Here is a 24,171-nt window from a genome sequence, read left to right as displayed (position 1 = left end):
CATGATGCGATTACACTTTTGCCCATCCAGCAGAAACGCTAGCTTAGAGGCACCATTTGCACATTTTTAATCGAATGACTTTTTAGCGGCGTTGCACAACTGGTGATGGTTCCAACCTCGATACGACTGGTTTTTGAGTAGATAGCTAGCACGTCAAGACACGCTTCTTCATGCGCTTCTAGCGATGGGTTAGCTGTGATAAAAGAACGAATCTTGTCCACATAAACCGGATGCTCCGAGTACAAGTCTTCTAACTTCTTTCTACCGATGTAAGTGTGTTGGTTTTCACCACCAACGGGAAACAATACACCTTTCTGTCTACGTTCTAGCTGATAATTGCAATTGTTGCAGCTCTTTACTTGGGCCAGTGTTAGTGTGTTTTGGTCATCTTTAAATACTTTGATACTGGTTTGGGTTTGATTAAGCGCAGCATTACTTTTGGTGTCTGCTTTGGAATACTCCATCTCCCCTAACAAGCTAGCCTTTTTACTTATTAAGAAGGCTGTATCTAACCCCGAGGCACTGATGAGGTGACTATCTATGGGCGTCGCACTTGAGCAGCCATTAAGCATAGCTAGCCCAAAGGAAATGAATAATCCAAAGAGAAGAGTGAGTGGTTTTGATTTCATATCTGAATCCTTATTGAATCGGAGAAGTGATTCAAAAAGAATAAGGAAAGCAAAGACTGATTAATTGTCATTGCATGCCTAAAGAAATCGACCACAAATAAAAAACCCAGCGTCGAGGCTGGGTTTTCATTTAGGAAGCAAAGCCACTGGCTTTATTCAGCGTTCATTAGCTCATTTTCAGTCAGATAAGCTTCAATGATCTTCTCAGCTGATAGTTCAATATCTTCCAAGCAGGTATGACAACTTAGTACTGAGAACAACATAGTTTTCAGCCCTTTGTAACCCGAAGTAGAAGGGTAAAGCGTTCCTTCTTGCTGCAATCGATGAACCACACGCGCCGTCAGTTCATTCCGATATGCCTCATCCCCTTCACCAAATTGTGCTGAGAAGCAATTAGACACCACATCATTCAAAATAGTAATGCCATCTACCGTTGAAAGTCTTTCTGCCATGTGTTGTGCCAGCAAAGTACAACGATCAACGTGTTCTTCAATGCCTTGCTTACCTAGCGACTTAAACGCAGCGTACACTGGCACGCCGCGCGCACGTCGCGAAGCACCAATACCAAAGTTGATCGCATTACGATCAGGCTTGTCCATTGCATCATTGAGGTAATCCCCCATATTGCTCCCCCCCCATGGCTTGAGAAAGCAAGCCTGCATCTTTTACGATGACCATGCCTGAGTCATATGGCATGTTGAACCATTTATGGCCATCGGTATCAATCGAATCTACCCGCTCAATACCATCAAGCAGGTAACGATGTTTGGCACTTGCTGCTGCCCATAGACCAATCGCACCATCAACGTGTAGCCATGCATTACCATGCGCAGCGACAGCGTCAGCAAGCGCGTGGAAAGGGTCGAAAGCACCAGAGTCGATACAACCTGCTTGCGCACAAACTAACGTTGGGCCTTCCAGTGCGGTGATCGTTTCCATTAGATTGTCTGGAATGATGCGTAAATTGTCGTCGGTCGGCACCTTAACAATGTTTTCCAAACCGATGCCAATCATCGAAAGTGCTCGCTTAATCGTTGAGTGGATTTGGTCACTGACAACCACATTAATACGTGGTGCACCGTACATGCCTTGGTTGGCAACATCCCAACCAGCACGTTGCAAGAGCGCATTACGGGCTGTGATAAGACTGGTGTAAATTGCCTCCTGCGCGCCAGAGGTAAAGCCAATGCCACAGTTGGGAGCCAAACCAAGCAGTTGAGTCATCCACTCAGCGGCGGTCTCTTCAACCACTGATAGCGCAGGACTAGCAACGTAGTACGGGACGTTTTGGTCCCACGCACTCACCAACCAATCTGCCGCCAAAGAAGCAGGAAAAGAACTACCAATAGCATAACCAAAGAAACGCGGACCACCTGTTGCGATAAGACCTGCATCAACATTTTTTACCATCTCGTTAATCACAGTGGATGGATCTGTTGGTGTCGTTGGAAGTGTTCCCCCAATGGCCTTTCTCAACTCCTGAGACGTCACGCACTTGTCTACTGGTCGTTCATTTAGTGATTCTAAATATTCAACCGCGTGCTCAAAGGACTGGGAAAGTGGTGAACGGTATTCGTGGAATCGATGGGACATATTCGTTTCTCTCTCTTTAGTTTCAATGCCCTTCATCTTATTGATCGAGAGAAATATAACTTGTCATCCTGTGCCATCAAATGGAACAAGTTGTGGCCGTGATGAAACGCAGCATCTCAGGTTATTACTATGTCTGACGCCGAAGAGTTAAGCTTTCGATAGGCTGAAGGGGTCATGCCCACTCTTCGACGAATGAATCGAGTAAAGTTTGCTGTATCGGTATAACCCAAAGAAGATGCAATAGCTGTAATAGACAAGCGAGAGTTTCTCAATAATTGCAGACTTCTATCCAATAGCAGCTCTTCAACAATCTGACTATAGGTCACTCCTTCCTTGTGCAAGCGTCGTTGTAGAGTCCGCTTCGGAACCCCCAGAATACGTTCCGCATCGAGAATAGAAAGTCGGCCACCAGAGATATAAGGCTGAATTGCAAATCGAAACGAAGATAGAAAAGACTCTGGGACTCACAAAGCGTAGCTGCCCTCTCCCGTCTTTGTTTTTTGGGCATAAAAATCGCTTTGTTCAGGATCGCACCATCAAGCTGAATACCGGTTGCAGCACGATTGGTATAAAACTGAATATGTAGGAGCTGCGGACAGGTGAAAAACGGCTCCATCTCAGTGCTTTTCAAACTCACATTCATGGTTTTTTGACGAGAGTTTGAAAGTGCGGCGACCAATTCATCCATAAAAATGATACTGAACACCTCCGCATACTTATACCACGGCTCGTTTTCCCCCTCTTTGTACCGCGCAAACCAAGTATGATGATGGTATCTCTCAAGACAAAATTGAGCATTGTTGGAGTATTGTCGGATGAATCGACAGAAGGCCTCAATGGCGTCAGCCACTGTCATGCTTGGTACGAGATGTAAGTACTCCAATACCTTTGGTATATAGAGCTCTCGGCACTTAGTCCAAATTGTAAGGATAAAATCTTCTGTCGAGCAAGACTCTCCAAATGTCAAAATGAGATTTTTTAATGTCGTTTCAGGTAGGAACTCGAACTCTCTTTTTTGAACATCATCTGGGGCTCCGGTTACTTGAATCAATTGATGAGTGTCAATATCAAGCTCTTTGAAAAGCTCACCTAAACCATGGGCACATGTCGCCCTGACTAACGGAACGCCCTTGAATGAACCCACCATAATCTTTCTCCTTACCACATTGAGTTTGGTTGGAAGGTAAAGAAAAGAAAGCGCCTTGTCTTGTCATTTGGCGACAATGAGATCATTGCGCTTTTTGTGGTTCTTCTTGGAGTACCTCGTTAGCTATACTGCTCTCTTAATCGCGCTGATGCAGATATCACTAACGTGTCAGAGCTGAGTTTCGCGACTTGGAAAAAGCCGCCTTTTGAGGAAAGTTGACTCGCATTGAGGTTATCTACATCCAACTTCTTAAACCAATAGGGAGCGAGTGAGCACTGTGCTGACCCTGTTGCGATATCCTCATTGATGCCGATTTTTGGCGCAAAGTAACGCAAAACATAATCGTTAGGCCCACTTTGAGCGGTGACCATCACAGCATGAAAGTCTCGGATTTGGCATAGGCGCTCAAAATCCGGCTGGTACTGTTTCACTTGCTGCTCAGACGCTAACACCACCACAAGATCTCGGGTAGTGACAACATCTAACACTTGCACACCAGATTGCTCTATGTTTAATAACTGTAAATCTAAACTGGCAGGAACAGGACTGGCATCCCATACAGGCAAAGCCATTTGGTACTGAGTGCCATGCTTAGCAATGGTGATGTCCCCATAATTACTGTGCAACTTAACAGAGCGTTGGTTTAGATGAGTAATCAACGCCGCGCCAGCGCCCATACTGCCATGACCACACAAGTTGATTTCACTGGCCAAAGAAAACCAACGAATCCACCAACGCCCATCCACACAACAAAGGAATGAGGTGATAGGTTGGCCGATACTTTGAGTTATCTCCAACATCTCTGAGTCACTCAACCACTCAGACAAAAACACCACGCCACAAGGATTACCTTGCGCATCCTCAGAGCAGAATACATCATAAATTTGGGTATCGATAACTCACCTCATATCGCCATTCAAACATCAAATTGCTCGGTAATAGCAAACATCCCTAAACGATGGAAATGCTACTTTTACCTAACAGAAGGTGAAAATATCGTGCGACAAATCATTACGCAAGCACGCTCATATCATTAAGTGACCTTAAGCGACGATTTATCTCTGTAAAGGTATAAACCAAATGAGGGGAATGAAAAAGGAAGCCGTAAGGGCTCCCCTTGAAGGTGGTGATTGAATTCTGAAGCGTTAAGTATCGAAGCTCAGATTAACGAATCATCAGATAAAAGATCACACCGGCCGTAAATCCCAATATAGCCAGAAGATGTTGAGTCGATGTTGAATTCCCTTCACTCTTCTTCTCTTTCAAATCACTTCGCGCTGCCATACTGACTCCTTGTCTTTGGCCTGTCTTTTAGTCACTGTAAAAATGCCTAGGCGAGAACATGCTCACTGATCATTTTGTTGAAAGAAACCAAGTCGAATGAACCTCTGATCTCAAAGCGCACTCGACCTACTTCACTTAGGAATAGTTCAATCTCACAATCCAGATCAAGCGTACCAGATGTTTCAATCGAGAACGCATTGATCTTGCTGTATGGCAAAGAAGTGTAGTCGACTTTTGATCCCGTAATCCCTTGCACATTGGCCGCAATAACGCGCTTGTTGGTGAACACGACTTGGTCACGCACCGTTTTGAAACCTGCAAAAATGCTCTCCCCATCAATTAAGAATTTATGGAAATCCTCACGTACCTTTGAGGTTTCAATCGGCTTGAGTTTGAATATCGATGAGTTTTCGAAATCGATCATGGCGTTCCCTTAGAACATAAATAAAAACCTTCATCAATTAATAGCAAAGTCTCTACCGCGAGCCTATTGATTTTGGTGACTTTTCTAACGCCATCTCATTTTTGGTCTTCGCGCCAAGGTTACTTCCACCCTTGACGCCATTTTTGTGAGTCTTTTAAGTCGTGCCAATCCAACTCTCGTTCTCGCTTCGTCATGACCGCTTCAATAACGCACCTCACTACGTTGCCTTCTTCATCAAACTCCATTTCTGAAATGATGAAATGCTTTTCTTTGTTTACTGGCTCTGCTGCTGTCCATTTGCTTTGCAGTAGCTTTTTAGGGTGAACTCGATTCATAACACTCTACCATTCATCAGAAAAAGTTTGCTTTTCATACGTATAAACTCGCAAATGCAATCACATTTAATATTGGAAAGTTTTTCTTCAATATCGTGTATTTTCCAATTGGTTTGATCTGTTTTACTGACACTTCCTGTTACTTTGAGTCATGCACACAAACACAACACATCAAAAGAATGATTATGAATAAAACAACTCTTTTACTTGCTTCCGTAGCACTGGCGCTTTCCGGCGTGGCTCAAGCCGATAAGCTGGAAGATATTCAAAAATCAGGCACGTTACGTGTCGGAACCACGGGCGACTACAAGCCGTTTTCTTACTACGATGGCAAGAACTACTCTGGCTATGATATTGATGTCGCTAAGCACGTAGCAGCAGAACTTGGCGTAGAGCTAGAAATCGTTCGTACCACTTGGAAAGCGCTGCTTACCGATCTAAACCAAGACAAGTACGACATCGCCATGGGCGGTATTACCCGCAAAATGCAACGCCAACTGAATGCAGAGCAAACACAAGGTTACATGACATTTGGTAAGTGCTTCTTAGTCGCGAAAGGCAAAGCTGAGCAATACAATACCCTAGATAAAGTGAACCAAGCCTCAGTGCGTGTGGGCGTGAATATTGGTGGCACAAACGAAGCCTTCGCCGATGCTAATTTACAAAAGGCCAGCTTTACTCGTTTCGAAAATAACTTAGACGTGCCGAAAGCCGTCGCAACAGGTAAAGTGGACGTGATGGTTACCGAGACACCTGAAGGTTTGTTTTACCAAGTTACAGATGAACGTTTAGAAGCCGCTCGTTGTGAAGACCCGTTCACCAAAGGTCAATTTGGCTACTTGATCCCGAAAGGTGAGCAGCGTTTGTTGAACACAGTGAACTTCATCATGGATGAAATGAAACTCAAAGGCATCGACGAGCAGTTTATGCACCATAACTCGCTCAAGTAGCGGACTAAAGCCTAGGAAAGAACGAGCAAATCAGTATCAAACCGGAAGCTCAGCAGCTTTGTATGGATTACGTCCAGCAAGAGCTGAAAAGCGAGCAGAGTTAACACAGCGTAGAAACAACAAAGGGGATATCACTATCCCCTTTTTCATTGGTTTGATTCACTGAGAGCGATTACATCACGCACTCTTTTGCTGCTTGTGCTTTCTCAATGCCTTCTTCAATCAGAGATTTAGTTTCCTCGCTGCCAATGGATGACATTACTTTGTCCATCACCTTATCCACTGTCGATTCAGAAGACGCCTCCACCAAACAAGCGTACGCATTGGCAATGTGTTCTTTGGCTTCAATTAAGGCCTGCGGATCACTGAAATCCACATTCATTGCTTCTTCAACCGATGCCGCTAACTCCTCTGCTGATTCAGCAGCGTCACCAAATTGATCAAGGTTGAATGCGTCTTCTACCGATTCCATCTGCTCTTGAACTGTATCAATCGCTTTGTTTGCGGCTTCTTGTGCTTGGTCAATGGCTTTGCTTGCGTCATCACAGCCGGCCAACGCCATTGCCAAAACCATTGTTGAGATTGTTTTTTTCATATTTGTTCTTCTAACAAGTGAATCGCTAATCATCACAATACGTGATTAGCCGAGAGATTTTAATTTAAGAGTTGTAAGAAGAGGAAACAGAATCGCTTTACAGCCCTAAAAAACAAAGCCGCTCTAGAAAGCGGCTTTGGTGTTTAATAAGACATTATACGCATCAGGCAATCCTACCGTGGCTGATTGCCATCATGTCATCGTAGGTGCGCTGTAGAGCTTCAAATGTCCATTCGAAGTAAACACGACGCTCCATAAGTGGTGCAATTTGGTTAGCATCAAACGATTCGATGGAGAGATCGGAATATTCCACTTGAAGGCTATTGCCATCTGTTCCCCAATCTTCGTATTCGCGATTGCCAATGAGATCATAAAGGTTGTTGCTCAAGAAGCTGTAGACCACTAGGAATGATTGTACAGTGTCTTCGGAGAAGTTAAGCATGCTCGCAATCTGCGCCACGTCATACGACTGCTCCTTATCACCTTGGTCAATATCAAGCCTTACTAACTGTGTTTCCCACGTTGCCATTTCACCGAAGGAATCAAAGACATGTTGATTCAAAGCTTCAAAGACCTGAAAAAACTCCTGGATCATTGAGATATATTTATCAGACATAATGTCCCTTATTGTATTTAGTTAACGGACGATCTTCGCCGCCGTGTTATTGCTCACCTAGCCAGTGATGGTTAAAAGTTAGACTAAAAGTTGCAGCATTACATACTGTACGTGTCATTTTGTTGTAATTTTTGAGTGATTAGTCAACTATTAGCGTTGGTTCGTCGATTCCCATATAGTCACAAAGCTCTCGCTTAATTCGATGAAACTCTTGGATTGAGACAAAGTAATCGGCGTAATCTGTCTTACCTTTTATACCAATATGAATCGACGTAAACGCTTGAATGGTCGAGGTAACTTCAATGGTTTCATTCGCTAATGAGAACGTCACTACATGATCCATATTTAAGTAACGACCTGATTCGATTTTTAATGCTTTCGCCATCGTTGGGTCCTAATGTATCGAGATAAATTGATGCAGGGAGCAGCACTTTGAAATGAAAAGAGAAAAAGGTGCTTCATAGCAATGAGTATGCTGCTCAATTGACGTGAGCCTATCATAAGCACTCGCCTTCAAAATTAGATATAAGACGCACTTTCACTCGGGTTTACTTACAGATAAAACAGTTACAAAAATTCTGACTGCAAATTGACCAACAAAGAGAGACAAGATGTTGTTGGACTTAAAAAAGAAAAGAGCCACTCTCTTAAATGGCTCTATCTCTCTACGTTAAAGGCTTTTTAATTTAGCGCAGCGCTCGGCCTTAAACCAACTTATAGTTTAGGCTCAGCTTCAAATTGCTTAAGGTCATCAGTAATCTCATTCCACGGTGCTTTAGAACCCACAAAAATATGAAAGCTGGGTTTGTCACAAGGGGTATCATCAAGGATGCCTAGACGAACATTCACTAAACCGTTGTTCTTCTTCGAGTAAAGGCTAGAGCCGCAGTGACGGCAGAATGAGAGTTCGGTATTGACGCTCTTCTGATAGGTTTGGATGTGTTCCGCGCCCTCAATCACAATCAGTTTATCCAAGGCAACGCCACCCGCTGACGAGTAATCGGATCCGGTAAATTTGCGGCATTCAGAGCAATGACAATTGCCCATGTATTTGAATTCATCCGCCACTTCGAGTTTTACCTTGCCACACAGACATGAGCCTTTGAGTACTTCCATTTTTTAGTCCTTCTCTTATTGGAATGACGATAACCATGCCAGTCCAATAAGACGAAATAAAGATAAGTAAATCAGGTTTGCAAAAATGGAACGAAAAATTGAGAGTCAACAGACAGATACAAGAAAGCCGAGCGTAATGCTCAGCTTTGGTAAGCCTTGCTCTTTAACGTATCACTGGCAAATTCTTCCATGTTCTATCATGAAGTAGTTCACAACCACGCTCGGTAATGACGATGTTTTCTTCATGAACCATCATTTTCCCCTGAGCAAACGCCATTCCCGGCTCCAGTGTGAGTACCATACCCGGCTTTAATATGACGTCACCGTCTGGAACATGAGAAGGCCATTCTGTCAGTTGCATTCCAAGCCCATGCCCCATGCGTCCGACATCATTACCTAATGCACCGTTTTTCTCGAGCACAGACCACATTGCTTGCCAAATATCACCTGTGGTTCGCCCCGGCTCTGCCATTTGTAGCCCCGCTTCGGTAGCTTGATAGACCGCATCGTACGCCAGCTGAGTCTCTTCATCTATTTGACCAAAGGCATAGTTTCTGTCGAAGTCACTGAAATACCCATCATAGTTTGCACCGGTATCAATAATCAGTAAGTCTCCCTCCGTTAGCACCCTATCACTCGGCCCCATAATGATGCTGTCATAGCCGCCGATTCCCGATCCAGATATTAAATAAGGGCAACTGTCAGCCCCCAACCGCAGCATTTCTATATGCATTGCTTTACACGCTTCGCGCTCGGTCATTCCTATTGCGAGACGATGCTTCAAAAACTCAAACCCCGCAGCAGTCACCTGACAAGCAAAACGAATCTTGTCAATTTCAGCTTTCGATTTAATGCTGCGAATATCACGAACAATCAAAGAGACATCAATTACATCATGTTGACTCAACTTACTTTGTAGCAATTGAAAGTTTTGAGCAGGCATACGCAAGTGCGTTTCTGGACCAATCATTGCACCAATGTTACGTGTGCACGCACTCACTTCAGCTAACGTCGCTGCCAATAGAGAAATGCCATCATCTTCTGGTCGAGGCGACGGCCAGCTTCTTACATCATCTATCCATGTATCTTCAAAGCCTGACGCGCCGATCTCCGGAACCACGGCAATAGGTTTACCAGTGCTCGGGACAACGAGAAACCATGGTCGCGTAGGGCTCTCCCAAAACTGAGATTTAAAACCGCTGAAATAGCGAAATTCAGGTTCCGTTGTAAAGAAAGCGGCGTCAATTTGCTGCTCTCTCATGCGCTTTTGCAACTCGTAAGTACGCTGTTCAAATTCCGCTTTTTCAAAGCCCCTTGGTGGTGCAATTAAAGGTAATGTACTCACTTTTAATCCTTTTTAGTGCGCTAAACACAGCGTTAGTTAAACAAAATGTCTCTTGGTAACAAGGCGATATCAGGGAAGAAAATCAGCAACGCAGACATCAATATTAGGATGAGAAAGAAAGGTAACGTGCCACGTATGACTTCCATATACGGCTTTTCAAAGATGGCAATGGCGGTAAAGATATCGCAACCGAAAGGAGGGGTAGCGGAGCCAATTGCCATTTGTAGCGTCACCATAACACCCACCAAAATCGGATCGATTCCTGCGGCATTGACGATAGGCATAAATATCGGTGTGAGTATCAGTAACACCACAAGCGAATCGACAAACATACAACCCACAAAGAAAGTTAACGCGATGATAAACAGGATGTATTCTGGTGACGCATTGTCCAGCTCAAGAGGTGCAAGTAATTCTTGAGGTATTTGTTCGAATGAGATGTACCATGAAAAAGCTTGCCCAATACCAACCAAAACAAACACAACCGCAGTAATCAGCCCTGTATTTAAAGCCGCATCACAAATGTCTTTGACGCCCAGTTTTCGGTATAAAAGGCATTCAACAATAATGGCATACAGCACCGCAAACGAGGCGGCTTCTGTTGGCGTGACAATACCAGAATAGATACCGCCAATAATTAACGCAGGGAAACCAAGAGGCAAAATCGCTTGTTTAATCGCGAGCAGCTTTTCCGCTTTGCTGGCTTTCTCTACCAAGGTAAGGCTGTCACTGTGTTTTACGCTGTAGGCATAGCTATACAGTGAAAACAGCCCTGCCAAAACTAGCCCCGGGCCAATACCGGCGATAAACAATTCACCAACACTGGCATTGGCGAGGGTGCCATAAAGGATCAGACCAATACTCGGTGGGATTAAGAACGCAATGTCGCTTGCATTGATGATCAGCGCCATCACGAAGCTGTCTTTGTACCCTGCTTGCAACAGCTTAGGTCGCATGATTTGTCCAACAGATACAACCGTCGCTTGAGTCGAGCCTGAGACTGAACCAAACAAGGTACAACTAATACAAGTTGTGATCGGAAGACCGCCGCGCAGATGCCCAACAAAAGCCTGAATTAATCCCAGCAAATTGTATGCAGTGTGCCCTCTGGTCATGATGTCCGCAGCCAAGATGAACATCGGAACCGCAATCAAAGCGTTTGGCGAAATGCCAGTAACCATCTGCTGAATGACGACACCGGGTTCCACCTGAGAAAAGTGGATGAGACCAATTAAAGCTCCCACTGCTAGAGGAACGATCATAGGAAAGCTAAGAAACAGCAGGATAACCATCACCGTGACTAAGGTGAAGGTCATGACATAAATATCCGGATCTCCAGCAATGATGTCAGAGATAAACTGTGTCACGCTACTCATTCGAATTCACCTTTGGCTTTATTTTTCGTTTCAATAACATCGAAAGACACGTAGATCTCTTGGTGTAGCAAGTTCATGATAAAACTCATTGAATATTGCAAACCGGCAATCGCAAATCCGATAGGAATGATTGAGTACACCCAATAAACTGGAAACTGCAATGCAGGACTAAGTCGGTTGATAGATTTAAGCTCTTCAACATAGAGCAAACCTTGGTACGCTAGATAGAACATAAGAAGCGCAGTGCACAACGCGATCATTGTGGTGAGGATTTTTTGAGCACGAAAACTCAGCGAGTCATAGACTGCTGTCATTCGTATGTTGCGACCTTGCCTTACCGCGTAAGCAAAACCCACAAAGGTCACCGTCACAATCAAAAACTGATTGAGCTCTTCAGAAAAAAATAGACTTTTATTAAAAGCATAACGGCCAATCGCATTAGCCGTAGAATTCGCCATCATGGCAAGAATGGCTATCATGATAAGAAAGCGTTCCAGCTTTTCCGTCACAACACTCATTTTATGTAACAGATCTTTCATCGCTCGCTGAGCTCCATACGTCCTTGAGCATTACCACCCTTTCTACCCTGATTGATAGGCAGAAAAGAGGGTTATCCGTTTCACTTACTCAAACGGATAACCGTTACCTTATAAAGCGTTATTGCGTTTTAGATGCCACACGCACTTCATCTAAGATATTTTCAAGAATGACTTTTGCTCCTTGGCGAGCTTCAGCCTGCTGGTCTGTCGGATAAGCATTCGCGACAACATCAAAATAGGTATCATGAAGCTGCTCACTCAGCACTTTAAAGCGCTCTCTTTCTTCTTCAGATAGAATCACCACTTCAAGATCTGGGCGCTCTTTAAGGATCTTCTCCATGTTTTCTTTGTTGATGCGAATTTGGTAATCGTAGGCAGCCTGATCTGCGGCTTTGATCGCTTTATCAACCATGGCTTGCTTCTCCTTAGACAAGCCGTTGTACCACTTGCTGTTGGTCGATACGGTACTCACATAAGGCTGCTGCCCTGGGAACATCAAATAGTCCTGAACTTCATGCCATTTCGCGTTGTATATGAAGTAGATTGGGTTGACCATGCTATCAATCGTTTTCAGTTGAAGAGAGCCATAAACTTCTCCCCAAGACAATGGCGTTGGAGTTGCTCCAAAGGCTTTATAAGTTTCAACAGGAATGGTTGAAGTGAACGTTCGGATCTTCTGATTGGCAAAATCCTCTGGCGTACGGATCGGTTTGTTGCCTCCCCAAACCATCTCGCCTTCAGACATCATGGACAGCAATTTTAGGTTCACACTCTCAAACTTAGGAGCAAGTTGATTATAAATCGTCGGGCTTTTCGTTAAGACTTGATGCGTGATTTTCTCATCCGTCCCCAGCACATACGGTAAGCTCACAGCTTGTACTTCAGGCACGTAAGACCCCAAATGCCCAGCCCCAACGGAAACAAACTGGATGGTACCTTTCGCGGCAAGCTCGACTATGTCGTTTTCCGTACCCAACTGCCCGTAGTAATAAATACGAACACGAATGTCACCATCCGACTCTTTCTTGATCACCTCGGCAAACTTCTGAGCGTAAATATCTTGAACGTCAGTTTTGTCCTCTTCTGAAGCAAACTTCCATGTTTCGGCATGAACACCAAACACAACACCTAAGCTTAAAATTGCCGCGCTTAATTTTTTCATCCTTTTCTTCCTTTTCCTTCCAAGTGATACGCAAAATGAAATCCCTCATTTTCGCGCTTATCTTGAACTCACAGAGGACGACCACTTTTCAAAACCTCCGCCAGTCATTCTCCTTACGATGGGTTCAATCGATTTCTAACCAATTGAATCCAGTAACTCGTACCGAATTTCAAAATCCGATCGTTAAAATCGTATTTAGGGTTGTGCAATGCACATCCACCAACAGAATCAACGCCATTACCGAGCAACACATAACAGCCCGGCTTAACACGTAACATGCTGGAGAAGTCTTCCGAGATGGTTATCGGGTCACAATCGCCATCAACGTTGTTAATTCCCAACACTTGCTGCGCAGTCGACACGGCATAAGCGGTTTGTTCATGGCTGTTGATGGTCGGATAAAATGTATTGATGAATTCAAACGTGTAATCCGCACCTGCCGCTTGGCAAAGCCCTGCCACAATTTGTTCCATGCGCGTTCGGATAGTATCTAGGCTGCGCTCGGTAAAGCAGCGACAGTCTCCTTTAATGGTCACCGTTGTAGGGATAACATTCACCGTGCCGTCGGTGATAAATTCCGTTGCGGATACCACCGCAGAGTCATGAATTGCGCTTAAGCTTCGCGAAACGATGGTTTGCAGCCCCAAAATAACCTGTGCACCGACCACGAGAGGATCTACCCCTTGGTGTGGTAGAGCAGCATGCCCACCGACACCTTTAATCACAATTTCAAAGCTTGTCTCACTCGCCATCAATGAACCGGGCCTGACCATCAATTTCCCTTCCGCTAGTCCCGGAAAGTTGTGAATGCCATAGACTTCATCGATGGAGAATCGCTCAAACAACCCATCGTCAATCATGGCTTGCGCCCCTTTTCCATGCTCTTCATCGGGTTGAAATATGAAGTAAACTGTCCCGTCAAATTCACCGTATTCGGCAAGATAGCAAGCGGCACCAAGCAGCATGGCAGAATGCCCATCGTGGCCACAGGCGTGCATCTTCCCATCATGCTGAGAGCAGTAAGAAAAGGTATTTTTCTCATGTACATGAAGCGCATCCATATCGGCTCGAAGACCAATGCTGGCCTCACTTTGTCCGTTGCGCAGTATCCCAACTAAGCCGGTTTTTCCTATATTCCGCACAACTTCAATACCAAAGCTTTGTAACTTGTTTGCGATAAAGTCTGCGGTCATATCGACATCAAACCCGCATTCAGGGAATCGATGTAGATGTTGACGCCACTCCATCATGTTCTGAATCAATTCAGAGGAGAGCTGGTTAGGGTCGATAGGCGTAGATGAATGCATAACAGAAAATCCCTTAAAATCAGTTTTAAAAGCGAAGTAATTAAAGGTTGAGTGGCAAGTGCTGCTCTAAAAGGAGACCAAAACCTTCGATGTGCTTGGGGTAGCTAAGAAGTGCCAAAGCGTGCCAAGCCAGTACTTGGTTACTGGATAACACTGGCTTGTTTATTGCAGCTTCAATATCGTGAATAACCGTGGTCGCTCGCAGCGCGGTACAAGAAATGAAAACGGCATCAGCATCGGGATGACAAGCTTGTATTGCCGCATGAGCAATATCATTTGGCGAGATGAACGTCATCGCGGTGTCATCTTCAAAATCAAAGCCTACGATGTTCAGTACTTCGATACCTACCGTAGAGAAAAAGGCGGCCACGTCTTGGTTTACTGCTTGCGTATAGGGCGTAACAATGGAGACGCGCTTTATGTTCAATCGTTCAAACGCAGCGAGAGCTGCAGTAACTGGGTTTGTCACTTTTGCATCAGGGTGATGTGCCTGAATAAGGTCGATGATGCGCTGTTCTCCGATCGCAATAGTGCCCGATGTACACGCATAGATAACCACATCTAGCGCTGTCCCAGGAAGAATCGTATCCGCCACCTCTTGGATTCCAGGCTCCATACGACGCAGATTCTCTATGGTTAGCGGATTGTAGTTGCGCACCCGACTGGTAAATGAAGCGACATCTTGTGGGAATAGTTGGCGTAAATCGTTCTCGATATTAAAGTCTGTCGCCAGCGAAATAACACCCACACGACCTGCACTCGCAAGATTATCCAGTTCATTCTGTAGCGCTACTGATCCCACTTCCATGCTCGCATCCTATCCATCAATATCTTGCTGAAACTTGACGTTTTGGTACTGCCAATTCGCCTTTCGTTTCGATTTATTATTGCTTTACATTTTGTTTACAAGATTAATAATGCCTTGACGACAACAAGGAATTTCATCGAATGACTCCAGTATTGTGCGGATTTTCTGCATTTTTGGTGAGCTATAGTGGTTTTCCTTTAATTAGTAAAAACAAGACATTCGCTCATGAGTGAGGTCACAATTCGGAGCCAGAGCATGATTAGCTCACCATATGGCTTCCATCCATTACAGGCAGAAAGGAATCGATCGTCATGACGTCAACGCCACCACTTTCCGTCGATAGTTTCGACCGAAAAATTCTCGACATTGTCCAGCATTCAAATAGAGCGACATCAGACACTATTGCTGACCAGGTAGGGCTATCACCAGCAGCGGTGCAGCGTCGATTAAAGCGCATGAGAGCTCAAGGGGTAATACAAGCCGATATCTCTGTTGTGAATCCCAAGGCTGTAGGCCAAACCATGACTTTTGTTGTGCAAGTGACGTTGGAAAGAGAAAGGGTCGACTTGATGCACAATTTTAAGAAAGAGATGACCGCAAATCGTTCGGTACAACAGTGTTACTATGTGACTGGAAGTTCAGACTTTATTCTTATTGTCACTTCGGCAGACATGGAAGGTTATGACAAATTTACACGAGAAGCGTTTTTCGACAATGCCAACATCAAAAGCTTTCAAACCAACGTGGTGATGGATAACGTGAAAGTGGGGCTTACAATCCCAATTGATGACCAATGACAAGAGCAGAAAAAGCAGTCAATGGTGGATATAAAAACGGCGCTTCCTTGCAAGCGCCGTTTAATGATTTCACCTATCAGATGGTTTGAAACAAACTCGGGGCTCATTTCACCAACTGTTGGTAGAGTTCAGGGTCCGTTGCCCCCTCTGTACCTATCACTAGTACTTTATTTTCTGCCCCCAAACCAAGTGCTTGTGAATAGCCACCATCTTGACGAGCGATTACTGCTGCCGCAAACCCCGGAACCGCAGACTCCCCTGCTTCGATACGATTCTCTCCATGGGCCAAAAATCGCATAGCCTGAGGAATGGCATCTTCACTCAGCGTCATAAAGTCATCGGCACCATTATGAAGAATGCTCCACGCTAAGGTAGAGACTTCGCCACAAGCCAAACCGGCCATCAAGGTTTCTAAATCGCCTTCAACCACTACAGGTTTGCCAGCTTGCGCGCTTTTCTGCAGGCAATTGGCTTGCTCCGGTTCGACAATAATAAACCTCGGGCGCTGCGCCCCCCCAAAGATCCCAGAAGTATCCACAAACCGCTGAGGCTAACCCACCAACGCCACCTTGCACGAACACATGAGTTGGAATATCCCCATCAAGTTGCTCGACAATTTCCGACAGCATCACTGTGTAGCCAAGCGCGACATCTTTAGGGATCTCCATGTAGCCTTCATAAGAAGTGTCAGAGACAATCACACGATCATGAGCTTTGGCTTCACTGTCAGCCAAACGTACCGATTCATCATAGTTACCGGAAATTCTGACAACTTGTGCACCGAAGGCTTCCATGGCCTGTTTACGACCCTCGGAAACATCTTTGTGAATATAAATGACGCACCCGCAGCCAAACATTTGCGCTCCCCATGCGACAGAGCGTCCATGATTTCCATCGGTGGCGCAGCTCACCACGATTTCAGCAGCTTCAGACTTCCACTCACCTTGTAGCAACGCTTGTATCGTCGGCTTCTTACCATAACGCTGCATAATCACATCTTGTAATTGACGAGCTACGGCATACGCACCGCCTAATGCTTTAAAACTTTTAAGACCAAATCTTTGCGATTCATCCTTGTACCAGAAGCACGAAACGCCGATCTGATCCGCGACTGATTTTAATGAATGTAAAGGCGTGGCCACATAACCCGGCCATTGAGAAATACTGTCGATCGCTAGTCGTGCGTCTTCTAGATTAAGAATCTCTCTTTGTTCGTCAGAATACGTAAGACTAGAACGCGATAAGGGATTGGAGAAGTGGCTCAGTTTACCCGTCAATAACTGCATAGATGCTCGTCCTTAAATTGTTCTTATATTCAACTTCATACGGCGATGCGATATGAAATTGCCAACCATTAAAGTTTAACGAGCTTAGATGCAGCTTAAATGCCTTGTGCTAGGGTAAAACGCAGTTTTCGATGATTAACTTGATATAGAGTGAGGAAAATCCGCACAAGGGCTTTCTTTTATTCGATACAAAAAATCCACCGTATTAATTCAATACGATGGATTCCATTGTTACTTTCCATTAAAGAAGTGATGTGCGAAGAGATTTAGAACACGCAGTGCTTAGCAAAACCTGTTGCTTCGTTTGCCGTCCATTCACCTTTTGGTTTTTCTTTTAGGTCTTCACACCACTGCTCGCTACCGATGCCATCTTGCAGAACACAATGCTTCGCGAAATCAACTGCGTTGTCTGTTGTCCATTCTGTCTTTGGCTTTTCACGCATGTCTTTACACCAAGCTTCTGTACCTACTTCGTCAGAACATGCTGTTAGCGCTGTTGCCGCTAGCAGTAGCATTACCAGTTTTTTCATAAATTCAGGTTCCACTTTCAATTGATGAATGAACTATACCCAAAATATCACTGCTCGTGTTAAGCCAACGACAATTTATCGACTCTCGCTCCGTAAAGGAGGCAAAATTCAGCAAATGCAATCTAACTGCATCGATAAGTCAGTGAATGTGAGTAATGAAGTTTAAAGACGACGAGCTTGAGTCAGGGCTTGAAGGTTCGCAGAACCCGTACCAAAGCACGCTAAACGCAGCTCTAATGCCATTTGTTCAAAGTGTTCGACGATAGATTCTGTGCTGATTGTTGCGGCTTTTAATACCGCACCAGCTTGCCCAACAAGGTTGGCGCCAAGATGCACCGCTTTCGCTACTTCTAAGCCGTTATACACGCCACCAGATGCAATTAAAGGTAAGTCAGGGTATTGGGTGCGAATTTGCTCTAAGCACTTAGCCGTTGGAATGCCCCAATCACGGAACAATTCAGCTGCGCGCTGCATTTTATTGTCTGTCTGACAGTAACCCTCAACTGCAGACCAACTTGTGCCACCAGCACCCGCAACATCAATCGCATCCACGCCCACTTCGACGAGTTGTTTAGCCACCACGCCACTGATGCCAAAGCCCACCTCTTTGATAATCATCGGTACATCGACGCGCTGTTTTAGTTGCTCAATCGATTTAAGTACACCAATCCAATCATGATCACCATTCTGCTGAAAGGCTTCTTGCATCGGGTTAAGATGCACGAATAAAGCGTCTGCTTGGATAAAATCCACCGCACGCTGAGCATTATCGAATCGCTGTTTGTCCCTCAATTGAGCGGCACCCAAGTTGGAATACAAAGGCACGCCTTTAGCGAGATCACGAATGGTTTTGCCCAAACCTGAGTGAAGGCTGTCTTCTAGGCTCACTCGCTGCGAGCCAACCCCCATCGCAATGCCCATTTCACTCGCGGCTTCTGCCAAACGGCAGTTGATGATCTCTGCATCTTTTGCGCCACCAGTCATTGAACTGATCAAAAATGGCAGTGCCAATGAGTGACCAAGGAACTCACTCGAAAGATCGACAGCGTTAAAGTCACATTCAGGCAATGCGCAATGCTCGAATTCGACAGACTCAAAGCCCGCCGTTTTGCTTTTCATGTTCATGTCATGATGTAAAACAGCGTCTAGATGTAAGTCTTTGCGATTAGATTGCGGAGCCATAATGTCACCCTAAAGTAAAACAGTCGCGCAGTATTGCGATCCTTGTCATTGCCGTCAATGCGAAAATTCGGAAATTGAACAATTTATTTACCGAATCGAGCCTTGTGGGCTCTCGCTTTATGACTAAGAAAGCATATCGAGGCACTGCGTTTAAAACACTGCGCCTCACTGAACTATTAAGCTTGGGTAACGATTAACAATGTTGCCACTCCGATGTGCCAAGAGTGGCAGTTCTAGATGTCATTTAGGCTATTGAGTCTCGACCAATTGAATAAGCGCCACCACCGTGCTGGTTATAGGTGGCGTGAACTGGTCTGGATCATCACAGAATTGAATTCTGCCTTTCTCTTCAACATGGAAAAGCGGAATTACCAGGTTGTCTTTGTGGTGCTCAAGGTAATCTTGGTAGGTAAAACTCTCACTTAGTTTGGTGTGTTTGATTTCTGCACCTTGGCTCAACAAACTGGCCATTTGGGCGTAACTAACATTGCCACCCATCAGCAGTTTGCCGTGATACTCTTCCGCAACCGAGTGTTTTTCACTGCCGTTGGTTTTGTTTTTCTGCAGACAATGGACTTTATCTTCGCCAAACTCGCTGACAAATTGCATACAAGCCATGATGTTGAAATGTTGATCTGGCGTCAGTGCCACCACTTGACCGATACCAATTAGGTTCAGGTTGTCATCGGCGTGGCTGGAAATCGGATTGCCGTAGTAATGGTCTAGGCCCAACATGCGAACTTGGCTAATGTAGTCCCAGTTCGAATCGGTGAGCAGAACTTTGCGATCGTATCTCGCCAGCGCTTTACCTATCTCTTGCGCCACTCGGTTTGCGCCAATCAATAGGAAGCCTCTTGGCGCCGGCTCAGCAACTCCCAACGCTTTCGCAACAGGCCGAGCCGTCGCACTTTGCAGCACTACCGTGCCGATGATCACCATGAAGGTCATTGGTACCAACAGCATAGCTTCTGAAATACCGTATTCTGTTAGCTTGATAGCAAACAGAGACGAGATGGACGCGGCCACGATACCGCGCGGCGCAACCCATGAGAGGAACAGCTTATCTTTGAAGGTTAAGTTACTACGAATGGTTGAAACGAAAATTGAAAGTGGACGTGAAACCAACTGCATGAAAGCAAACAGCAACACCGCACCGCTACCAAGCGCCGCGAAATCATCCAGACTGATGCGTGCCGCTAGGAAAATGAACAATCCGGTGATCAACAAGATGGTTAAGTGCTCTTTGAAGTGGAGGATCTGCTGAATGTTGATGCCCTTAGCGTTCGCTAACCACATCCCCATCACGGTGACCGTCAGTAGGCCCGCTTCCGATTCCATCTGATTAGATATCGAGAACACACCGAGTACCACCATCAATACCGCAAACGGCTGAAGGTACTCCGGCAACCAAGCTCTACGCAAAATGGTGGCCACAGCAGCACCAGACAAAGCACCAATAATCAAACCTACCGCAATGATAGTAGCAAACACTTCAACGCTATTAACCGCATTGTGCGAAACAATAAACTCGTACACCATCACCACAAACAGCGCACCTAACGGGTCAATGAGTATGCCTTCCCAACGCAGAATATTGGCCAGTTTTGAGGTTGGCCGCACGGTTCTCAGCAACGGCACAATCACCGTTGGACCAGTAACCACGGTTAAACTGGCGAACAAGATTGAGAGCTCCCAAGTAAAATTAAGAAAGTAGTGCGTTGCCACACTGGTGGCCACCCAAGAAATGATTGCACCGACAGAGACGATGCTCCAAACAGAGCCACTTACGCCGCGAATCTCTTTAAAATTCAGGGTTAAGCTGCCCTCAAACAGAATCACTGCCACCGCGAGGGAAACTAAGGGGAAAAGTAAGTCCCCAAGAATCTCGTCTGGGTTAAGCCATTGCAGGATCGGGCCAACAATGATGCCCGCTAACAGTAAGAAGAGAATGGCAGGCAAGCGCATTCGCCACGCTAACCACTGACAACCTAAACCTATTACCCCAACCGCCGACAGCACCAGCGCTTCGTTGCCCACTTGCATTTATCATCACCTAATTTGTTATTGTTCTGGTGAGCTTTCACCCAAAACCGATTAACTCTATAAAAAAGATTAGTTTAGTGTGGATGCTCCGCCAGTTTTCGTTCAAATATGCGACTTTCTCTCAAATTTCTTGTTCAGTGTTGTATATCCCGTTAGCTTGTCACACAGTGAACTAAGCTTAGCTAAGTTGCTCAAAGTTAAGGATTCTCAAACAACGGATAGGGAGTGCAGCAGTTGTTTATCTCATTAGCGGTTATCTTGGCGATTTTCGCCATGCTCATCACGTTGAAAGCTGTCAGTCGAATATCGAGGCTAGAGGACGAAGTGTCTCAGCTTCATAAAGAGCTGGCAGAGCTTCGTGCGCGTTGGTTTGAGAAAGGCGCATCGCCGACTTTTAAACCTGAGCAACACGATGCCCCTCAGGCACGGCATGTTCCAACGCCAACTGAAAACGCTACACAACCTAATAAACCAGCACCGGAGTCTGAATCGAAAGTTACACCTCTAGCAGCGAAACAAGCGCCACAGCCAATTGTTGAACCGAGCCTCCCTTCAGCCGATGAAGTCCATATCGGTGAGCTGGCGCAGAGCAGTGAGTCCGTGTTCGAGAAACAGGCCAATAAACTGCTGACCAACATCCAAGAAAACTGGTTGGTTTGGGTTGGTGCGCTCGCCATGTTGATTGGTGGCGGTTACCTCGTACAAGTGATTGGCAGCCACATTGAATTCTCTCCAATCATGCGCGTGACCATCGCATTCTCCATCTCTCTTGCTACCGTGATAGCAGGTGAATGGTTCCATCGCCGTGAACAAAAATCCCCAGACCGAGCAGAACGAGCGAAAGGCTTTACCTACGTCCCTGCTGCCATTACCGGGACAGGGTTAACTGGCATCTACTGCACGGTGATTTTTGCGTTTGTCTTCTATCAGCTCTTATCACCAAGTGCATCACTGGTGATCTTGGCAGGCGCGGCATTTTCGAGCTTAGCGCTTTCTCTACGCCAAGGTCCTTTGATGGCGGTGCTCGGCTTAATCGGTGGTTATTCAGCGCCCCTTTGGATTGGCGGTGCGGAGCCCAACTATTACTTACTCGCTGGCTACATCACTGCAATTTCAGTTGCCGCGACGCTACTGATGCAAAAGATCCGACACGCTTGGATTTCACCATCGATTACCGTGCCTCATATTTTGTGGATGCTATTGCTGATTGAGAGCATGCCGATAGAGCAACTTTTCTCATGGCTTGCGATCTTCCTATCACTCAGTTTATACCTGCTGTTTGCGGTGCCAAGAATGGGTTGGATGCTCAAACCGCGTTACCGTCATTGCCAAGGCAAATGGACACATCCACCGACAGGTATTGCTCTCGCGATTACCTTGTTAGTGCTGTCGGCACTGGCTCGCATGTCTAGCGTTGATACCGCTGAGATGATTTACTTCTATGCCTTCTTTACTGCCATGATTTGGCTACCAGCCGTTCGCAAAACTTGGTCATTAAGAGCCTATTTACCATCGATATTGGTGCCTTCTACCGCGATCATGCTGCTTTCTATCGCGCTTGAATCTATCTATATGGCTGAAGGGCAAACGCCAGTACTGGTCGCGCTCGGCATTAGTATCGTGTTGATTGCACTGCGAACATTATTACAGACACTCGCAGGTGACCGCTCTCAACCGACAGGCATTCTCTTCCTTGTGCTCGCCCCTGCGATGACCTTGATTACCCTGCTGTACACCTACGAGTTCATGAGCCGTCATGTTTTAGGTTGGACACTCTTCACCGCTTCAATTGCGGTTTACTACGCCATGCTCGGACAAAGGTTCAAAGCGCTGGCGCTGGAGTGCTCAGCCATCATGCATGCCATCATTGCCGGAACGGCTTTTGTCTGGCTGAATGATACGTGGCTCACGACTGCTATTTCGATTCAATTGGCGGTTATGGCGTTGCAGACTCAAGCCAATGTTTTTCGCCCAGCGAATTGGGCAGTGAAAGTCGCAATGAGCATCTTAGTCGTACGTCTTACGCTGTTACCGTTTATTCCAGAGTGGCAACCTGTCAATGCGGGACACTGGGCTTGGGTGCTGATCAGTTACCTGCCGTCGTTGGTAATTCTTGCTTACGCTCGCACTGTGTTACATCGCTCAGATACAGAACTCGCTAATTGGTTTGAAGGGGCGTTTCTACACGTCTTCTTGATGGCGGTGTTCACCCAGACCAACTACTGGCTGACGGGGCAATACGGCTATCTTGGCTACATCGATTTCACTTCGGCGATTGTGTTTGCTAACCAAGCATTAGTGATGGGGTTGGTTTACAGCTATCGCAGCCAGTTTGCGCAGCAACTAGAACGCGTTTATCAAGTATACAGCTACCTTCTTTGGGGCACTTTTGTTGTGCTGATGATGTTGCTCAATAGCCTTGAATCGCCGTTAGTGGTCAATAATGTTTCCGCGGAATCCATGCCTGTGTTCAACATGCTATCTCTTGGCTGGCTGCTGCCTGCGATTGTCTTGCTCGTAACCGCTTACAAGCGTTGGAACACATTACAGATCCCGCGTCCTGTTGTTGCCAGCTTTGGTCTTATCTTAGCGGCCGTTTGGCTAGGTATGTCGATTCGCCAGTTCTGGCAACCTATCTCTATGACACTAGCGCAACCGACTGGCATGGCAGAGCTGTTTACTTACTCGATCGCTGGTTTGATTGTCGGCGGCTTACTGACTTGGGTTGGCGCAACCCGCAAAGCAATGACGATTCAACGCCTTGGCCTAGCCGTGTTGGCATGCGTCGCACTTAAGGTGTTCTTATGGGATGTTCGCTCACTGGATGGCTTCTGGCGTGCGATCAGCTTCTTGGGCCTAGGAGCATCATTGATTGGATTAGGATGGTTATTCCAAAAACTCCATCGCTCGGTCGCGGAACCTGTCGAGCACGCGGAATAGGGTTTGAGCTTAGAAAGAGATTCCCGACGTCGCTCCTTCGTCGCTCTCGAGAATGACCCAGAAGAGTATTGAGCGGTTGACGAATTCTAAGGCGGAATGCGTGACTGACGAAGTTCATAGAACTCAATATCCAAAGATCGTCATTCCAGAACTGAGGAACGAAATGT

At 45.8% G+C, this 24,171-nt stretch carries 22 protein-coding genes and 2 pseudogenes; 3 read left to right on the top strand and 21 right to left on the bottom strand.

The features are described 5' to 3' along the window. Nucleotides 1–38: 38 nt before the first annotated feature. From KHO06_RS18570 to KHO06_RS18545, 7 genes and pseudogenes are all read right to left on the bottom strand, one after another. On the bottom strand, nucleotides 39–629 hold the full coding sequence (locus KHO06_RS18570; RefSeq protein WP_212583101.1) for a hypothetical protein: 591 nt from the start codon (nucleotides 627–629) through the stop codon (nucleotides 39–41). Between the two features lie 152 nt (nucleotides 630–781). Then, nucleotides 782–2,222 (bottom strand): annotated as a pseudogene (locus KHO06_RS18565) (aminotransferase class V-fold PLP-dependent enzyme). A gap of 116 nt (nucleotides 2,223–2,338) precedes the next feature. After that, complete coding sequence (locus tag KHO06_RS26595; RefSeq protein WP_280519531.1) at nucleotides 2,339–2,548, bottom strand: AraC family transcriptional regulator; 210 nt, start codon at nucleotides 2,546–2,548, stop codon at nucleotides 2,339–2,341. Beyond that, on the bottom strand, nucleotides 2,545–3,369 hold the full coding sequence (locus KHO06_RS18560) for an AraC family transcriptional regulator (RefSeq protein ID WP_244858445.1): 825 nt from the start codon (nucleotides 3,367–3,369) through the stop codon (nucleotides 2,545–2,547). Before KHO06_RS18560 ends, KHO06_RS26595 begins: the two co-directional genes overlap by 4 nt. A 119-nt stretch (nucleotides 3,370–3,488) precedes the next feature. After that, the gene (locus tag KHO06_RS18555; protein ID WP_212583402.1) at nucleotides 3,489–4,253 is read right to left on the bottom strand and encodes a PhzF family phenazine biosynthesis protein; all 765 of its coding nucleotides are present in this window, start codon (nucleotides 4,251–4,253) and stop codon (nucleotides 3,489–3,491) included. Nucleotides 4,254–4,699: 446 nt separating this feature from the next. Continuing rightward, nucleotides 4,700–5,077, bottom strand: a complete 378-nt coding sequence (locus KHO06_RS18550; RefSeq protein WP_005432371.1) for a PH domain-containing protein — start codon at nucleotides 5,075–5,077, stop codon at nucleotides 4,700–4,702. Between the two features lie 119 nt (nucleotides 5,078–5,196). Beyond that, on the bottom strand, nucleotides 5,197–5,412 hold the full coding sequence (locus tag KHO06_RS18545) for a TIGR02450 family Trp-rich protein (RefSeq protein WP_005432373.1): 216 nt from the start codon (nucleotides 5,410–5,412) through the stop codon (nucleotides 5,197–5,199). Nucleotides 5,413–5,597: 185 nt separating this feature from the next. On the opposite strand from KHO06_RS18545, the gene KHO06_RS18540 reads away from it, so the two are divergent. Further along, nucleotides 5,598–6,362 carry a transporter substrate-binding domain-containing protein gene (locus KHO06_RS18540; protein ID WP_050918327.1) on the top strand — a complete coding sequence of 255 codons (765 nt, stop codon included), beginning with the start codon at nucleotides 5,598–5,600 and terminating at the stop codon, nucleotides 6,360–6,362. A gap of 172 nt (nucleotides 6,363–6,534) precedes the next feature. Here KHO06_RS18540 and KHO06_RS18535 read toward each other — a convergent pair whose 3' ends face one another. From KHO06_RS18535 to KHO06_RS18490, 10 genes are all read right to left on the bottom strand, one after another. After that, nucleotides 6,535–6,957, bottom strand: a complete 423-nt coding sequence (locus KHO06_RS18535; protein ID WP_005432381.1) for a hypothetical protein — start codon at nucleotides 6,955–6,957, stop codon at nucleotides 6,535–6,537. A 163-nt stretch (nucleotides 6,958–7,120) separates the two neighbouring features. Then, complete coding sequence (locus tag KHO06_RS18530; protein WP_212583100.1) at nucleotides 7,121–7,573, bottom strand: hypothetical protein; 453 nt, start codon at nucleotides 7,571–7,573, stop codon at nucleotides 7,121–7,123. A gap of 139 nt (nucleotides 7,574–7,712) precedes the next feature. Further along, a complete protein-coding gene (locus KHO06_RS18525) occupies nucleotides 7,713–7,958 on the bottom strand; it encodes a hypothetical protein (RefSeq protein ID WP_005432384.1) in 246 nt (81 codons plus the stop codon). A 329-nt stretch (nucleotides 7,959–8,287) separates the two neighbouring features. Next, nucleotides 8,288–8,689: a GFA family protein gene (locus tag KHO06_RS18520; protein WP_212583099.1), complete on the bottom strand. Its 402-nt coding sequence runs from the start codon at nucleotides 8,687–8,689 to the stop codon at nucleotides 8,288–8,290. Between the two features lie 163 nt (nucleotides 8,690–8,852). Continuing rightward, complete coding sequence (locus KHO06_RS18515; protein ID WP_212583098.1) at nucleotides 8,853–10,034, bottom strand: Xaa-Pro peptidase family protein; 1,182 nt, start codon at nucleotides 10,032–10,034, stop codon at nucleotides 8,853–8,855. A 32-nt stretch (nucleotides 10,035–10,066) separates the two neighbouring features. After that, a complete protein-coding gene (locus tag KHO06_RS18510; RefSeq protein WP_212583097.1) occupies nucleotides 10,067–11,410 on the bottom strand; it encodes a TRAP transporter large permease in 1,344 nt (447 codons plus the stop codon). Continuing rightward, nucleotides 11,407–11,949 (bottom strand): TRAP transporter small permease, encoded by a 543-nt coding sequence (locus KHO06_RS18505; RefSeq protein ID WP_212583096.1) that lies wholly within the window; start codon nucleotides 11,947–11,949, stop codon nucleotides 11,407–11,409. The genes KHO06_RS18510 and KHO06_RS18505 overlap by 4 nt, the downstream gene beginning before the upstream one ends. 118 nt (nucleotides 11,950–12,067) lie before the next feature. After that, nucleotides 12,068–13,111, bottom strand: a complete 1,044-nt coding sequence (gene dctP, locus KHO06_RS18500) for a TRAP transporter substrate-binding protein DctP (RefSeq protein WP_050913236.1) — start codon at nucleotides 13,109–13,111, stop codon at nucleotides 12,068–12,070. Nucleotides 13,112–13,224: 113 nt separating this feature from the next. Beyond that, complete coding sequence (locus KHO06_RS18495) at nucleotides 13,225–14,418, bottom strand: M20 aminoacylase family protein (RefSeq protein ID WP_212583095.1); 1,194 nt, start codon at nucleotides 14,416–14,418, stop codon at nucleotides 13,225–13,227. Between the two features lie 40 nt (nucleotides 14,419–14,458). After that, nucleotides 14,459–15,226: an aspartate/glutamate racemase family protein gene (locus KHO06_RS18490; RefSeq protein ID WP_212583094.1), complete on the bottom strand. Its 768-nt coding sequence runs from the start codon at nucleotides 15,224–15,226 to the stop codon at nucleotides 14,459–14,461. A 311-nt stretch (nucleotides 15,227–15,537) separates the two neighbouring features. Between KHO06_RS18490 and KHO06_RS18485 the strand changes: the two genes are divergently transcribed. Next, nucleotides 15,538–16,023: an Lrp/AsnC family transcriptional regulator gene (locus KHO06_RS18485; RefSeq protein ID WP_212583093.1), complete on the top strand. Its 486-nt coding sequence runs from the start codon at nucleotides 15,538–15,540 to the stop codon at nucleotides 16,021–16,023. Between the two features lie 103 nt (nucleotides 16,024–16,126). On the opposite strand, the pseudogene KHO06_RS18480 reads toward KHO06_RS18485, so the two are convergent. The 4 genes and pseudogenes from KHO06_RS18480 to KHO06_RS18465 form a co-directional block, all read right to left on the bottom strand. Further along, nucleotides 16,127–17,309 (bottom strand): annotated as a pseudogene (locus KHO06_RS18480) (diaminopropionate ammonia-lyase). A 266-nt stretch (nucleotides 17,310–17,575) separates the two neighbouring features. Next, nucleotides 17,576–17,839 (bottom strand): DUF3012 domain-containing protein, encoded by a 264-nt coding sequence (locus KHO06_RS18475; RefSeq protein WP_005432388.1) that lies wholly within the window; start codon nucleotides 17,837–17,839, stop codon nucleotides 17,576–17,578. A 162-nt stretch (nucleotides 17,840–18,001) separates the two neighbouring features. Next, entirely contained in the window at nucleotides 18,002–19,021 is a 1,020-nt protein-coding gene (fni, locus tag KHO06_RS18470) for a type 2 isopentenyl-diphosphate Delta-isomerase (RefSeq protein WP_038890658.1), read from the bottom strand. Nucleotides 19,022–19,270: 249 nt separating this feature from the next. Further along, nucleotides 19,271–21,064 (bottom strand): sodium:proton antiporter, encoded by a 1,794-nt coding sequence (locus KHO06_RS18465; RefSeq protein WP_212583092.1) that lies wholly within the window; start codon nucleotides 21,062–21,064, stop codon nucleotides 19,271–19,273. Nucleotides 21,065–21,289: 225 nt separating this feature from the next. Here KHO06_RS18465 and KHO06_RS18460 point away from each other — a divergent pair, with 225 nt between their 5' ends. After that, nucleotides 21,290–24,004, top strand: coding sequence for a DUF2339 domain-containing protein (locus tag KHO06_RS18460; RefSeq protein ID WP_212583091.1), 2,715 nt, complete (start codon nucleotides 21,290–21,292; stop codon nucleotides 24,002–24,004). Nucleotides 24,005–24,171: the final 167 nt, after the last annotated feature.

This window comes from Vibrio sp. B1FIG11, from assembly GCF_905175335.1.
GTDB lineage: Bacteria > Pseudomonadota > Gammaproteobacteria > Enterobacterales > Vibrionaceae > Vibrio > Vibrio campbellii.
The sequence above is the reverse complement of the archived record's forward strand: the minus strand, read 5'-3'. Positions and strand labels throughout refer to the sequence as shown.